Below are 13,182 nucleotides of genomic sequence, written 5' to 3'. Positions count from 1 at the left end.
GTCATGTAGCCGGCTTCGACGGTGTCGACGCAGACCTTCTCCAGCGTCTTGGAGAACTTCGCCAGCTCGGCATTGTTGTCGAGCTTGGCGCGGTGGGCCAGACCCTGGGTCCAGGCGAAGATCGAGGCGATGGAGTTGGTCGAGGTCTCCTTGCCCTTCTGGTGCTCGCGGTAGTGGCGCGTCACGGTACCGTGGGCGGCTTCGGCTTCCACCACCGAGCCGTCCGGCGTCAGCAGCACCGAGGTCATCAGGCCCAGCGAGCCGTAGCCCTGCGCCACGGTGTCGGACTGCACGTCGCCGTCGTAGTTCTTGCAGGCCCAGACGTATCCGCCGGACCACTTCATGGCGGCAGCCACCATGTCGTCGATCAGGCGATGCTCGTAGGTGATTTTCGCGGCTTCGAACTTGGCCTTGAACTCGGCCTCGAAGATCTCCTCGAAGATGTCCTTGAAGCGGCCGTCATAGACCTTGAGGATGGTGTTCTTGGTCGACAGGTACACCGGCACGCCGCGCGACAGGCCGTAGTTCAGCGACGCCCGGGCGAAATCGCGGATCGAATCGTCGAGGTTGTACATCGCCAGCGCGACGCCGGCGCCGGGCGACTGGAACACTTCGCGCTCGATCACGGAGCCGTCTTCGCCGACGAACTTCATGGTCAAGGTGCCCTTGCCGGGGAACTTGAAATCGGTGGCGCGGTACTGGTCGCCGAAGGCATGGCGGCCGATGATGATCGGCTTGGTCCAGCCGGGGACCAGACGGGGCACGTTCTTGCAGATGATCGGCTCGCGGAAGATCACGCCGCCGAGGATGTTGCGGATGGTGCCGTTCGGCGACTTCCACATCTGCTTGAGGCCGAATTCCTTCACGCGGGCTTCGTCCGGGGTGATGGTGGCGCACTTCACGCCGACGCCGACCTTCTTGATCGCGTGGGCCGCATCGATCGTGACCTGATCGTCGGTCTTGTCGCGGTATTCCATCCCGAGGTCGTAATATTGCAGGTCGACGTCAAGGAAGGGATGAATCAGCTTGTCCTTGATGTACTGCCATATGATCCTGGTCATCTCATCGCCATCGAGTTCGACGACGGGATTCGCTACCTTGATTTTTGCCATGGGAAATCGGGCCTTTGAGAGCGTTGCGGGAGGACAGGATGATGTGAGGGGGCTATAGCACCGCGCCGCACCCGGCGAAAGCCAAGGCGCTATGCAGATTCCGCTCAAATTTTGGCTCAGAACGCGGCCTGCGTCGCCGTCCCGGCCACCGCATACCAGCTCACCAGCAACGCGCAGATCAGGGCGCCGGGCAGGCTCGAGCCGGTGCGACGCCAGGTGAAGGTGGCGATCACCGCCACGATGGCCAGCAAGGGCAGAAACTGGATCGCCACGATGGTGTTCAGCGCCATCGAGGTCAGCACGGCGGGCGCCGGGTCGATCAGCTGGCCGCCCAGCCACAGCGCGCCATATTGCACGCCCAGCAGCACCGCGAAGCCGCCGGCCAGCGCCACCATGTTGGTCAGGTATAGCGCCGGCCGGCTGGCCGACAGCGTGCTGAAATTGCGGTGCATGACATGCAGCGCGATCACGAAAAACAGGGTCAGCGGCGCCAGATAGATCAGCGCCATGACAGCCTGTTTCGGGCTCAGCAGCTTCAGCGCCACGATCCAGAACCGGAAATCGACCTTGAAGACGAGATCCGTCAGCCAAAGCGCCAGATAGCCGCAGACAAGGGTGGCGAGCGCGATGGCGATCGACAGGCCGACGGTGCCGCGGCGGCGCGCCCGCTTCGGCGCGAACGGCATCAGGGCCAGCGCGAAGACGGCATTGATCAGTGCCCAGACCACGATCTGGTTGGTGATTCCCTGCGGCAGCCAGGCGGACGGCTTGAGCCAGGCGCCGGCCAGCGAGAACGCCGGGTAATAGGTCAGCGCCGGGATCAGTGCCGACAGGGTCAGGGCCAGCAGCCAGCGGCCGCGATGGACCGGAGTCTCCGCAGGCTGCGTGCCGTCGACCGGCTCCGGCAGGATCAGCCGGGAAAACATTCTGGCCTCCAGCAGCCCGTCGAACATGCCGATCAGGAAGGCGACGAAGCCGAGGAGGGCGATGCCGGTGCCGATCTCCTTGCGAAACCAGATCTGGTCGGACGCGGGCAATGGCGTGCCGCCCGTCAAGGTCTTGCCGAACCAGTCCAGCGCATGGCCGATCGCCTCATGGGAAATGTGCTCGGCCGGATGGGTCATCGCCGGCGTGTAGAGCACCCGCGCGATGCCTTGCGCGATGTCGCCATAGATCTTGCCGGGCTCGACCGCGGCGGTGGCGCCGAACAGCGCCCACAGTTTCGGGCTGGTGACCACGTCCCGGGCCTTCGGCACGCCCCACATCAGGGTCGAAAATTCCTCGTACCTGGCGAACACCAGAGCGAGGTTGCGCGGCCAGGTCGGCGTGCCGTCGGCAGCGAACGGTTTGCCGGTGGAGGAGCCTTCCAGCACCATGGCCTTGTAGGCGTCGGGCATCGCCGTGGCCGCCGACAGGATCGTCCAGCCGCCCATCGAGTGGCCCTCGAGCCCGATATTGGCCTTGTCGACCATGTCGAGGCTGCGCAGATAGGTCAGCCCGTCCGGCCCGCCGAAGCCGTTCGAGAAGGCCGGGCCGTCGCTGTAGCCGTGGCCGGTCTGGTCGATCGCCAGCACCACATAGCCGCGGCGGGCGAATTCGATCGCGAAGCCGTCCTGGGTCTCGCGCGAATTGATGTAGCCATGCACCGCAAGGATGCCGGGGGCCGGGGTCTGCGCAGTGGCGTTGGCGGGGACGTAGAGCAGGGCGCTCATGGTGTTGCCCTTCGCGCCCTTGAAACGGATATCCTGGATCTTGATGCCGCCCGCGGTCTGGGTCAGATGCGCCAGCAACCCGCCGGCCAGCATCAGGACAGCGCCTGCAATCGCCAATGTCCAACGTGCGCGCATCGTGGTCGCCTCCCCATTCCCGTACCGGATTGCCCGGTAACGGGTTCGTTTTAATTGTTGTTTTGACTGATATGCGAAAGCCAAGCGAAAGCAAATAGACGGCGCGAGGTTGTGAAGCGGTTTCTTAAATGTCTCCGCGAACCGCACCAAGCCCATCATTTTGCTTGATAAAATGGCGGGGATGAGGGAACAGGCACAGACAGGATGAGGTGTTGAATCAAAACCTTCAACAGGTGATTCAAGACGTTGAGATGTTGAATCAGAAAGTGAAGTGAGATGTCCGGTTCAGGCACCGACCAAAGCAAGCCGATGCTCGAGATCGCCGGCCCCGTCGTCGTGCTGGTCGAGCCGCAGCTCGGCGAGAACATCGGCATGGCCGCGCGCGCGATGGGCAATTTCGGGCTGACCCGGCTGCGCCTCGTCAAGCCGCGCGACGGCTGGCCGAACGTGCAGGCGCGCCGCGCCGCCTCCGGCGCCGATCACATCCTCGACAAGGCCGAATTGTTCGATACCGTGGAGGAGGCCGTCGCCGACTGCACGCTGCTGTTCGCCACCACCGCGCGCGCGCACGACCAGGCCAAGCCGGTGGTCGCCCCCGAAGCCGCGGCCAGCGAGACCATCGCCCATATCGCGACAGGCGCCACCGCCGCCATCATGTTCGGCCGCGAGCGTTACGGCCTGCTGAATGAAGAGGTGGCGCTGGCCAACCGCATCATCACCTTTCCGGTCAATCCGGGCTTCGCGTCGCTCAACCTCGCCCAGGCCGTGCTGCTGTGTGGCTACGAATGGTTCAAGCAGGCGACTTCCAACGCGCTGCCTTACGCGATGCCGGAACGCTCCGAGCCGGCGTCGCAGCACCAGATGCACGCCTTCTTCGACAACCTGGTGCGCGAACTCGACAAGGTGGAGTTTCTGCGCCCGGAGGAGAAGCGCGAGACCATGCTGGTCAACCTGCGCAACATCTTCTCGCGGATGGACCCGACCAAGCAGGACATGCACACGCTGCACGGCGTGGTGATGGCGATCGCCGAGGGCCGCAAGGGCCCCGCCAAGGGCGGCGTGCTGGACGGCGAACAGGCCACGCGCCTGCGCGCGTTGCTCGCCGAACACGGCCAGGGCGCAGCACCCCATGAAAGCGGCACGGTGCGCGGGCTGGCGCGCCTGCTGCGCCGTAACCCGACCGACGCCGAGCGGATCCTGTGGGAAGCGCTGCGCACCGATCGCCGCTTTGCGGGCCAGTTCAAGCGCCAGACCCCGGTCGGCCGCCACATCCCGGATTTCGTCTCGTTCCCGCAGAGAACCGCGATCGAGTTGGTCAATGCCGACGAGACCGACATTATCGTCACCGATCGCGCCGCGCGGACCGTCTGGCTGCAGGAGCGCGGCTATCGCGTCGTCGCCATGCGAACCGATGAAGTGACCGGCGATCTCGACGCCGTGCTGGCGCGGCTGGAAACAGCGCTGGCCGGAACGATGCCCGGCGAGGCATAGTCCCGGCAAGCCGCGGCTTAACGCGGCGGCGAAACCGGGAGGCGACGATGGCGACCAGCACCGCGGACAAGCGCGCGCAATTTCGCAAGCTGCACGAGCAGGGCTGCTTCGTGCTGCCCAATCCCTGGGACGCGGGCTCCGCGCGCTATTTGCAGCACGCCGGCTTCAAGGCGCTGGCCTCGACCAGCTCGGGCTATGCGTGGTCGACCGGCCGCGCCGACAACCACGTCACTTGTGACGACGTGATCGATCACCTGACGACGCTGTGCGCTTCTGTTGATCTTCCGGTTAATGCGGATTTTGAGGCTGGCTTTGCCGACGATCCCGCAGGCGTCGCAGCCAACGTCAGCCGCGCCGTCGGCACAGGCATCGCCGCTTTGTCGATCGAGAATTCCACGGGAAAGCCAGAGCAGCCGCTGTACGATGACCGCCTTGCGGTCCAACGCATCAGGGCCGCCCGCGCGGCCATCGACGCTGTCGATCCCGCCTGCATGCTGGTGGCGCGCTGCGAAGGTTTTCTGGTGGGTGAGCGCGATCTGGGCAAGACGATCGCCCGGCTTGCAGCCTTCGCCGACGCCGGCGCCGACTGCCTCTATGCGCCCGGCATCTACAAGCCGGAGGATATCGCCGCGGTGGTCAAGGCGGTGCATCCCCTGCCGGTCAACGTGCTGATCGTACAGCCCTCGATGACGGTACAGGGCCTCGCCGACCTCGGTGTCCGCCGCATCAGCGTCGGCGGCGCACTGGCCCGCACGGCATGGGCGGGGTTCATGCGCGCGACGAAGGAGATCGCGGAGCAGGGCACGTTCACTGAGTTCGCGGGAGCGGCGAAGGGGACAGAGCTCAACCGGCTGTTTTCGGGGAAGTGAGAACTGTCATTCCGGGAGTAGTGGAGCAGAGCATTGCTGTATGATCCTGGTCCCGTGCTTTGGATAGTGGATATTTCGATCCACTAGTTTGACCCGGTAAGGAGCAATCGCATACCTTACGGGCATGTTTGCTATTGATGGAAATCATGTCGCGGAACTAAACGATGAGGATTTGCGTAGCCTCGTTGGTTTGCTGTGCGAAGCCCAATTACGTTCGCACGAACTATCAACATCAGCTGTTACCTGGGGAGGTAATCAGAGTGCAGCAGATGGAGGAATAGATGTTCGTATTAGAATCGAAGATGGCGCCGTTCCCGGCGGTTTCATCCCAAGGAAAAGCATCGGATTTCAGGTCAAGAAGACCGACTTTACACCTGGATTGATCGGTTCCGAAATGCGTCCGTCAGGACAATTGAGGGCATCGATCAGTAATCTGATCGATGAAGGCGGATCATACATAATCGTCAGTTCGGGATCCGACACTTCAGATTCAGCGTTGAGCGCTAGAATAGAGGCTATGCGGTCCGCCGTGGCCGACAAAGCCGGGCATGCCGGGGTTCACCTTGATTTCTATGATCGGAACCGCCTTGCGACCTGGATCCGGGGCCATCCGGGGCTGGCCATGTGGGTTAGGCAAAAAACTGGTCGCGGGATATCTGGTTGGCAAGCTTATGCTTCATGGGCGGCGTCCCCCAACGGTGTTCAAGACGAGTATTTGGTTGACGATAAGGTGCGATTGCACGCTGGCATTGTAGACGATAAAGGCTTCGACGTTGCGCAGGGTATCGATCGTATTCGCGATTGCTTGCGTGGAATTCGCGGTGTTGTCCGGCTTACAGGATTATCTGGTGTTGGAAAGACACGTCTCGTACAGGCGCTATTTGACACGCGGGTCGGTCAGATTCCGTTAGATCCAGCGTCGGTGATTTATACCGACATGAATGACAACCCGTCTCCGCAGCCGATGGGCATGGCATCTGACCTGATCGCCTCGCAGACGCGTGCGGTTTCCGCACTTGATTATCAGCTTTGCGAGGATGTTCTCGAAGAAGCGCTAGGGCACCAGACACTCGGCGCCTGGTTCCCCGTTTTACAGGCTTCCATTAAGGTATCTGCGGCAGGTGCTAAGCGATTGATACGTGCCGTGACTTTGGGAAAAGCGCGAGTTGGCGCATTCCGTTCTTTAGGACATGGGAGCTCTTCCGATTCCATAAGTGGCGACGACCTGCGAACAATTGTTGGGTCGCTTGCAAAGCAAGAACACGGATATGGTATAGCGTGTGATATTCTATGGATGCGGTTACATTTAGACTCTGACCAAAGCAAAAATAATCCGCCTGAGCTTATTGAAGCGGGCCGTGATCTGCTTTCATTTCCTGTCTTCAGCGATCGTGAGAGCATGCGCGATCATCACCTAAAGGCCATCGCCAGCTCTTGTTTGCCGGGTGTAGAGGGTGAGTCAGCGACGCGACTGCTTTGCGAAAAAATAAAGCTTGGATTTGTGGATTACACTTTTCGTGCATTTAATCATGAACAGTTGCTCCGTTGTGTTTTTCAGGTTCAGCCGAAAATTGCTCTCGATGTATTCTTTGGGGCGGTTGAAGAAGACGAAGAAGGCGTTGACTTAGGCGTCGATGATTTTGATGACCCCTCGGATTTTTGGCCTAATCCGCTGGATGGTATTGCGACTAACGATCTTTTTTTGTGGTGTGATGAGAGACCTGCTCAGCGATATATCGCTCTATCTCGCGCTGTTTCGTATCAAGCCGTACCTAGAGGCGCGAACGCTGAGTGGACCGATCTTGCAATTGAAATGCTGAAGCGGGCTCCAAATCCCGTGGCTGTTTTGGAAAAGTTCGTAGATCGATTTTCTCCAAGAAGTTGGTCGGGTTCGCGTGCAGCGATCTTAGAATCGCGCTTTGGGCTGCTTGATCGTTTTAGTGGCTCAGATGACCCATCCATCGCGAATTTTGTCGAACAAATCCGACCTAAATTGATGGAGGAAGCTACTCGAATGCGAAAATGGGAAGATGAATGGGACAGCAGGCGTGACGAGCGGTTCGAATAGTAGAACATGATGAAAAAGCTGAGTCCGAGTGTGTGAGGTCAAATGCTAACGGGCACTTTTTACGCCCCTCGTGCATATTGCTGCCCTTGTGCGGGCTATTCGCTACATGGGCCTTCGCTCTCACTCACCGCCGCCTGCCGCGCGGTCGCAGCGCCGGTGGGGTCCTCCACCGGCGGTTTCGTGTCGACCTGCATATCCATCGCCTCCTGCCGCTCCGCCGCCAGATCCATGCCGCCTCGGCACATTTCTTTCAGGGCGGCGCGCAGCGCTTCGTCGCGGCTGAGGGTTTGTGCTGCGCAGCGCGATTCCTCATCGGTCGGGCGGCGGCGGTGGCAGCCCTGAACTTCAGAGGAGTGCGGTCCGTCGAATTTCTCGTTCTCCTTTCAGCCGAACCTGTAAGGATGGCTTACAAGTTGCTTCCAGTGCCAGTTCGCTCTGCTCATAGATGGCGAGCAGATGCTGTGTGATTTTTTGCGGGGCGGTGTAGAACAGCCGCGTAATTCGCGCTTGGGTCAGTCCTGCCCTCCACCGGCTGCATCTGCCACGCATCCCTACCATCCTCGGTACGGTAGAAGATGGGTTCGCCTTCGCACGACGCCTATCGCCTCCGCCGCGGGCCCCTTGGCCGCAGCGCCGGATGATCCCGCTCCGGCGGCGTATGGGCGTCTTCCAGCAGCGCCATCGCGGCGTTGGGGATGCGGTCGATCCTGACGCCGCCGTAGCGCATCTGCGTCAGCGCGCGGCGGATCGCGGTGTCGCGGTCGTCCCACTCCTGCCCGGTGCGCGGCGCCGGACCGGGCTTGCCGGGCCGGCCACGGCCCTTGACGTAGAGCCGCGCCATTTGCAGCACCTGCATGGCCTCGATCAGCCGGTCGAGATCGACCGAGGGGTTCTCCCACAGCTCCTGGACGCAGCGCTCGGCTAGCAGATGCAGCCTCGCCCCGAGCATGCGCAGCTTGAGCCTGCGGCCGGCACGCGCGGTCGGCACGGTGTCAGAGGCCCGCGGCGCAAACGGGTGACGCTGCCAGCCGCCCTCACGGGCCCAGCGCCCGACGGTGCCATGGCTGGCGCCGGTCTTCGCCGCGATCTGCTTGTAGGTCAGCGTAGTCTGCTCGATCAGGCGGCGCACCGAAGCGACCGTGGCATTGGTGTGCAATCGCTTCGAGCCCTTGGGGCGGCCGCCCGGAACCGGCGGCGGTCCGTCATCCACCGCAGCCGGCGCCAGCCGCTCCACGGAGGAGGCGATGACGCGAATGTTGGGGGTGAACAGGGGAACGAGAGGATAGGGCATGCTGACTCCCTTTTGGCCGCGGCCCGATCGAATGATGGAATATATGCCTATATCGGGAAAACGCAAGCGGGCCGCGGCGGTGCTTCCGGGGCGTGAGCGCGCCAGCGCGAGCGAACCCGGAACCCCGAGATGAGACGATGAACATCTCGAGGTTCCGGGTCTGCACTCCGAGCGGCTCCGCCGCTCGAAGCGCATCCTCAGACACGCCAATTGGCGTGTCGGGGAATGACAGTGTTGGGCTTACGCGCCCACTCTTCCCCGTGCCCCCGTAATCTCCAACGCCTTCACCCTTGACGCCAGTGTGGTCGGCTTGAGATCAAGCATATCCGCCGCGCCGCCGGGGCCGAAGACCTTGCCGTTGCAGGCAGTCAGTGCCGCGACGATGTTTCCGCGCTCGAAATCACGCATGTCGGCCGACGTCATCACCGCCGGCTTCGCCTCAGCCTTCGCGCGGCCGGCCCCCGCCGATACATGCACCCCCGGCGCGTCGGGCAGGTCGATGCGCAAGTGCCCGTTCTGCGCCAGGATCGCGGCGCGCTCGATGACGTTCTGCAGTTCTCGGACATTGCCGGGCCAGTCGTAACGCGACAGCCGCCGCGCACCGCCTTCCGACGAAGGTGGTCTTGCCCTCGGCATTGACGCCGTAGCGCCGACGCCTCAGCTTCACGCGCTGACCTCGCAACCCCCGAATTCCATAGCCCAGGAGAACTACCATGATCCGTTCCGACCTCACCGAAAGACTGCTCGACATCAAGCGCGACAACGAGTGGAGCTGGAAGCACATCTGCGAGAAGATCGGCGGCCATTCCGAGGTGCTGATCATCGGCGCGATCCTCGGCAACATGAAACTGACAAAACCGCAGGCCGCCGCCGCCGGCGAACTGTTCGGGCTCACGAAGAGCGAGATCGCGATGCTCAACGAGGTGCCGATGCGCGCGGAGAACGTCCAGATGCCGCCGACCGATCCCCTGATCTATCGCTTCTACGAGATGGTGATGGTGAACGGCCCGGCGTGGAAGGCGCTGATCGAGGAGGAATTCGGCGATGGCATCATGTCGGCGATCGACTTCGACATGGTGATGGCGCGCCTGCCCAACCCGAAGGGCGACCGCGTGCAGATCACGATGTCCGGCAAATTCCTGCCGTACAAGTACTATGGGGCTACGGGGAATAACCAGGAGTATGGGTTCAAGGAGGAGTAGGGGGCAACACAGGCGCCGCAGACTCTTCCCTCTCCCCTTGTGGGAGAGGGTGGCTTCGCAAAGCGAAGACGGGTGAGGGGGCGTGCCGCGCTCTTACCCCTCATCCGACGCGGACTTCGTCCGCGCCACCTTCTCCCACAAGGGGAGAAGGAAGAAAGGACCGCTGCTCCGCGCTATGTGGTGGCCTCAGCGATCCTCCGGCGCGATATCCCGCACCTGCGCCGACAGCGCGGCGATATCGTCGAGACTGTAGTTCAGCCGCCGCCGCGTCACCGACCCCGGCCTTGTAGCGACGGACAGCCCGGGGCGCCATGCGGTGGCCGGCCGGATCGGCCGCGGTGCAAATCCGCCGCCGCAATTCGGGCAGACGTTGTATAGTTTGCCCTCGACGCACGCCGCGCAGAACGTGCATTCGAACGTGCATATCCGTGCGTCAGTGGCCGCCGGCGGCAGATCCTTGTCGCAATACTCGCAGTTCGGTCGAAGCTCCAGCGCCATTGTGGGTCTCCTTGGGTCGGCGGTCGTTGACGACATCGCGGATGGCGATCATCAGGCCAGAGCGCGCTTTCATGGGGGCGGCCTCGGCCGGTGAGGTCTCCAGGGCGTCCCGGATGCTGTCGAAACGCTATTCGGTCATGATCGATCTCCCCGCATCGGTTCAGCAAGCGTAACCGGCATGCGAAGCGACATGCGGGTTTTGTTTGTTGGCGTCGGCAGCCAAAGGCAACGCGGGCGTGACGCGGGGCGTCGGCGCGCCAAGCTGCCGCCCCCGCGAACGGGGGGACCCATGCGCTCCGCAGTTGCGAGGCGGCGGAACGGCTGACACCTGCACGCCTTCGGGAGGACGGAGGCTATGGGTCCCGGCTCGGCGTGCGCCGTTTGGTGCAGCGGTCGGGAACGACAATGGAGAGGTTGGCGTCCGGCACACGATGGCCCCTTGCGGTGAGCATCGCCATCCGGAAACGCTGCGTTTCCAAAGCGCCTATGTTCCCGCGGCAATTTGCGCCTAGATAGGAGGTCACACCCGCCTCCATCCCCCGAGCACCCCTTCTCATGAAAAACATCGGCTTCCTCTCCTTTGGCCACTGGACCCCGTCGTCGCAGTCGCAGACCCGCTCGGCGGCCGATGCGCTGCTGCAATCGATCGATCTCGCCGTCGCGGCCGAGCAATTGGGGGCCGACGGCGCGTATTTCCGGGTGCATCATTTCGCGCGGCAGCTGGCCTCGCCGTTTCCGCTGCTGGCGGCGGTCGGCGCGCGCACCCAAAAGATCGAGATCGGCACCGCCGTGATCGACATGCGCTACGAGAACCCGCTCTACATGGCGGAGGATGCAGGCTCCGCCGACCTCATTTCAGGTGGCCGGCTGCAGCTCGGCATCTCCCGCGGCTCGCCGGAGCAGGTGATCGACGGCTACCGCCATTTCGGCTACGCGCCGCCCGAGGGCATGACGGACGCCGACATGGCGCGGCACCACACCGAGGTGTTTCTCGACGTGCTCGAAGGCAAAGGCTTTGCGCAGCCGAACCCGTCGCCGATGTTTCCCAATCCGCCCGGCCTTCTGCGGCTCGAGCCACATGCGGAAGGTTTGCGCGAGCGCATCTGGTGGGGCGCCTCGACCAATGCGACGGCGGAGTGGGCGGCCAAGCACGGCATGAACCTGCAGAGCTCGACCTTGAAGATCGACGAAAACGGCAAGCCGTTCCATGTGCAGCAGGCCGAGCAGATCCGGCTGTATCGCGACGCGTGGAAGGCGGCGGGGCACACGCGCACGCCGCGCGTCTCGGTGTCGCGCAGCATCTTCGCGCTGATGAACGACATGGACCGCGCGTATTTCGGCAGCGACGGTAAGGACAGCGACAAGGTCGGCTATCTCGGCGGCGCCGAGCGCGCGATCTTCGGCCGCAGTTTCGCGGCGGAGCCGGAGGTGCTGATCGAACAGCTGCGCGGCGACGAGGGGATTGCGGAAGCCGACACGCTGCTGCTGACGGTGCCGAACCAGCTCGGCGTCGACTACAACGCGCACGTGATCGAGGCGATCCTGAAGCACGTCGCGCCGGCGCTGGGCTGGCGCTGAGGCGCCGACCCCTCATGGTGAGAGCGCGCCTGTTGGCGCGCTCTCGAACCACGGGGGATGAACAGCCCTCGCCCTTCGAGACGGCGCAAGGGCGCCTCCTCAGGGGGAGGGGGCCGTCGTCTAAGTCCCGGCCTTCACCTGCGCGATGGCCTGCGCCATCAGCTCGTCCATCTTGACGCGAATCGAGGCCTCGGTGGCGGCGATGCCCTTGGCGGTCAGGTCGCCCAGCACCTTGCGCACCACGTCGCCGTCGCCGGCTTCCTCGAAATCGGCGGCGACCACTTCCTTGGCATAGGCCGCCGCAGCGTCGCCGGTGACGCCGAGTTGTTCGGCGGTCCACAGGCCGAGCAGCTTGTTGCGGCGGGCCTCGGCCTTGAATTTCAGGCTTTCATCGAGCGCAAACTTGTTCTCGAAGGCGTCGCCGCGCTTGTCGAATGATGACATGGTTAAGGTCCGTTCGATGGAGAAAGGTAACGGCGTCAGGCGTTGTGAATGCCGGCCCAGTCCCTAGATAGAGACGGCGGGCAGCGCTCACAACGGGCGCAAGGTCGCAGGTACGGCAAATGCGGGACGGTAAAACCCGTGCACTGTGGCCGCTGCGGATTGTGTCGGCGGGAGCGATCGGCTAGGTTGCCGGCAGGCCCGGTTCTTGTTTCGTTTCCAGTCCCGTTCTCCATCCGGTTCCTGGCCGTCACGGCAGCTCCGTCGTGGGTCGATCCTCTACTCGGAGCACACCATTCCCATGGATTTCAACAACACACGGTACATCCCCATGAGCCGTCGACGTCGCATTTATGAAGGCAAAGGCAAGGTCCTGTATGAGGGCCCCGAGCCGGGCACGCTGATTCAGCACTTCAAGGACGACGCGACCGCGTTCAATGCCAAGAAGCATCAGGTGATCGAGGGCAAGGGCGTCCTCAACAACCGGATCTCGGAATACCTGTTCCAGCATCTGAACGACATCGGCGTCCCCACCCACTTCATCCGCCGCCTCAACATGCGCGAACAATTGATTCGCGAAGTCGAGATCGTGCCGCTGGAAGTCGTGGTGCGTAACGTCGCGGCGGGTTCCCTGTCGCAGCGGCTCGGCATCGAGGAAGGCACCCAGCTGCCGCGCTCGATCATCGAGTTCTATTACAAGAACGACCAGCTCAACGACCCGATGGTCTCGGAAGAGCACATCACCGCGTTCGGCTGGGCCACGCCGCAGGAAATCGACGACATCA

12 protein-coding genes and 1 pseudogene are annotated in these 13,182 nt (G+C 62.9%); 6 read left to right on the top strand and 7 right to left on the bottom strand.

The window, feature by feature from the left end:
* Positions 1–1,112 (bottom strand): NADP-dependent isocitrate dehydrogenase (locus tag JWQ24_RS26710; RefSeq protein WP_299815036.1); only part of this gene is annotated, 1,112 nt, incomplete at its 3' end.
* 116 nt (positions 1,113–1,228) lie between these two features.
* Positions 1,229–2,959 carry an alpha/beta fold hydrolase gene (locus JWQ24_RS26705; protein ID WP_299815033.1) on the bottom strand — a complete coding sequence of 577 codons (1,731 nt, stop codon included), beginning with the start codon at positions 2,957–2,959 and terminating at the stop codon, positions 1,229–1,231.
* 276 nt (positions 2,960–3,235) lie between these two features.
* Here JWQ24_RS26705 and JWQ24_RS26700 point away from each other — a divergent pair, with 276 nt between their 5' ends.
* From JWQ24_RS26700 to JWQ24_RS26690, 3 genes are all read left to right on the top strand, one after another.
* Positions 3,236–4,450: a TrmJ/YjtD family RNA methyltransferase gene (locus JWQ24_RS26700; RefSeq protein ID WP_299815030.1), complete on the top strand. Its 1,215-nt coding sequence runs from the start codon at positions 3,236–3,238 to the stop codon at positions 4,448–4,450.
* Between the two features lie 47 nt (positions 4,451–4,497).
* On the top strand, positions 4,498–5,319 hold the full coding sequence (locus JWQ24_RS26695; protein WP_299815027.1) for an isocitrate lyase/phosphoenolpyruvate mutase family protein: 822 nt from the start codon (positions 4,498–4,500) through the stop codon (positions 5,317–5,319).
* Positions 5,320–5,443: 124 nt separating this feature from the next.
* Complete coding sequence (locus JWQ24_RS26690) at positions 5,444–7,387, top strand: hypothetical protein (RefSeq protein ID WP_299815024.1); 1,944 nt, start codon at positions 5,444–5,446, stop codon at positions 7,385–7,387.
* Between the two features lie 95 nt (positions 7,388–7,482).
* Here JWQ24_RS26690 and JWQ24_RS26685 read toward each other — a convergent pair whose 3' ends face one another.
* The 3 genes and pseudogenes from JWQ24_RS26685 to JWQ24_RS26675 form a co-directional block, all read right to left on the bottom strand.
* Positions 7,483–7,617 (bottom strand): hypothetical protein, encoded by a 135-nt coding sequence (locus JWQ24_RS26685; RefSeq protein WP_299815021.1) that lies wholly within the window; start codon positions 7,615–7,617, stop codon positions 7,483–7,485.
* A 368-nt stretch (positions 7,618–7,985) separates the two neighbouring features.
* Complete coding sequence (locus JWQ24_RS26680; protein WP_299815018.1) at positions 7,986–8,678, bottom strand: hypothetical protein; 693 nt, start codon at positions 8,676–8,678, stop codon at positions 7,986–7,988.
* A gap of 240 nt (positions 8,679–8,918) precedes the next feature.
* Positions 8,919–9,290: pseudogene (locus JWQ24_RS26675) on the bottom strand (histidine kinase); the annotation flags it as partial.
* Positions 9,291–9,391: 101 nt separating this feature from the next.
* Between JWQ24_RS26675 and cynS the strand changes: the two are divergent.
* Complete coding sequence (gene cynS / locus JWQ24_RS26670; protein ID WP_299815015.1) at positions 9,392–9,880, top strand: cyanase; 489 nt, start codon at positions 9,392–9,394, stop codon at positions 9,878–9,880.
* 186 nt (positions 9,881–10,066) lie between these two features.
* Here the strand turns inward: cynS and JWQ24_RS26665 are convergent, their stop codons facing one another.
* Positions 10,067–10,378, bottom strand: coding sequence for a DUF1272 domain-containing protein (locus JWQ24_RS26665; RefSeq protein ID WP_299815012.1), 312 nt, complete (start codon positions 10,376–10,378; stop codon positions 10,067–10,069).
* Positions 10,379–10,933: 555 nt separating this feature from the next.
* On the opposite strand from JWQ24_RS26665, the gene JWQ24_RS26660 reads away from it, so the two are divergent.
* Positions 10,934–11,956, top strand: a complete 1,023-nt coding sequence (locus JWQ24_RS26660) for an LLM class flavin-dependent oxidoreductase (RefSeq protein WP_299815010.1) — start codon at positions 10,934–10,936, stop codon at positions 11,954–11,956.
* Positions 11,957–12,076: 120 nt separating this feature from the next.
* Here the strand turns inward: JWQ24_RS26660 and JWQ24_RS26655 are convergent, their stop codons facing one another.
* Positions 12,077–12,400, bottom strand: a complete 324-nt coding sequence (locus tag JWQ24_RS26655; protein ID WP_299815007.1) for a DUF1476 domain-containing protein — start codon at positions 12,398–12,400, stop codon at positions 12,077–12,079.
* 328 nt (positions 12,401–12,728) lie between these two features.
* Between JWQ24_RS26655 and JWQ24_RS26650 the strand changes: the two genes are divergently transcribed.
* Positions 12,729–13,182, top strand: a 454-nt coding sequence (locus tag JWQ24_RS26650; RefSeq protein WP_299815004.1) for a phosphoribosylaminoimidazolesuccinocarboxamide synthase, incomplete at its 3' end; no start/stop codon positions are given.

The organism is Tardiphaga sp. (assembly GCF_028290495.1).
Lineage (GTDB): Bacteria > Pseudomonadota > Alphaproteobacteria > Rhizobiales > Xanthobacteraceae > Tardiphaga.
The sequence above is the reverse complement of the archived record's forward strand: the minus strand, read 5'-3'. Positions and strand labels throughout refer to the sequence as shown.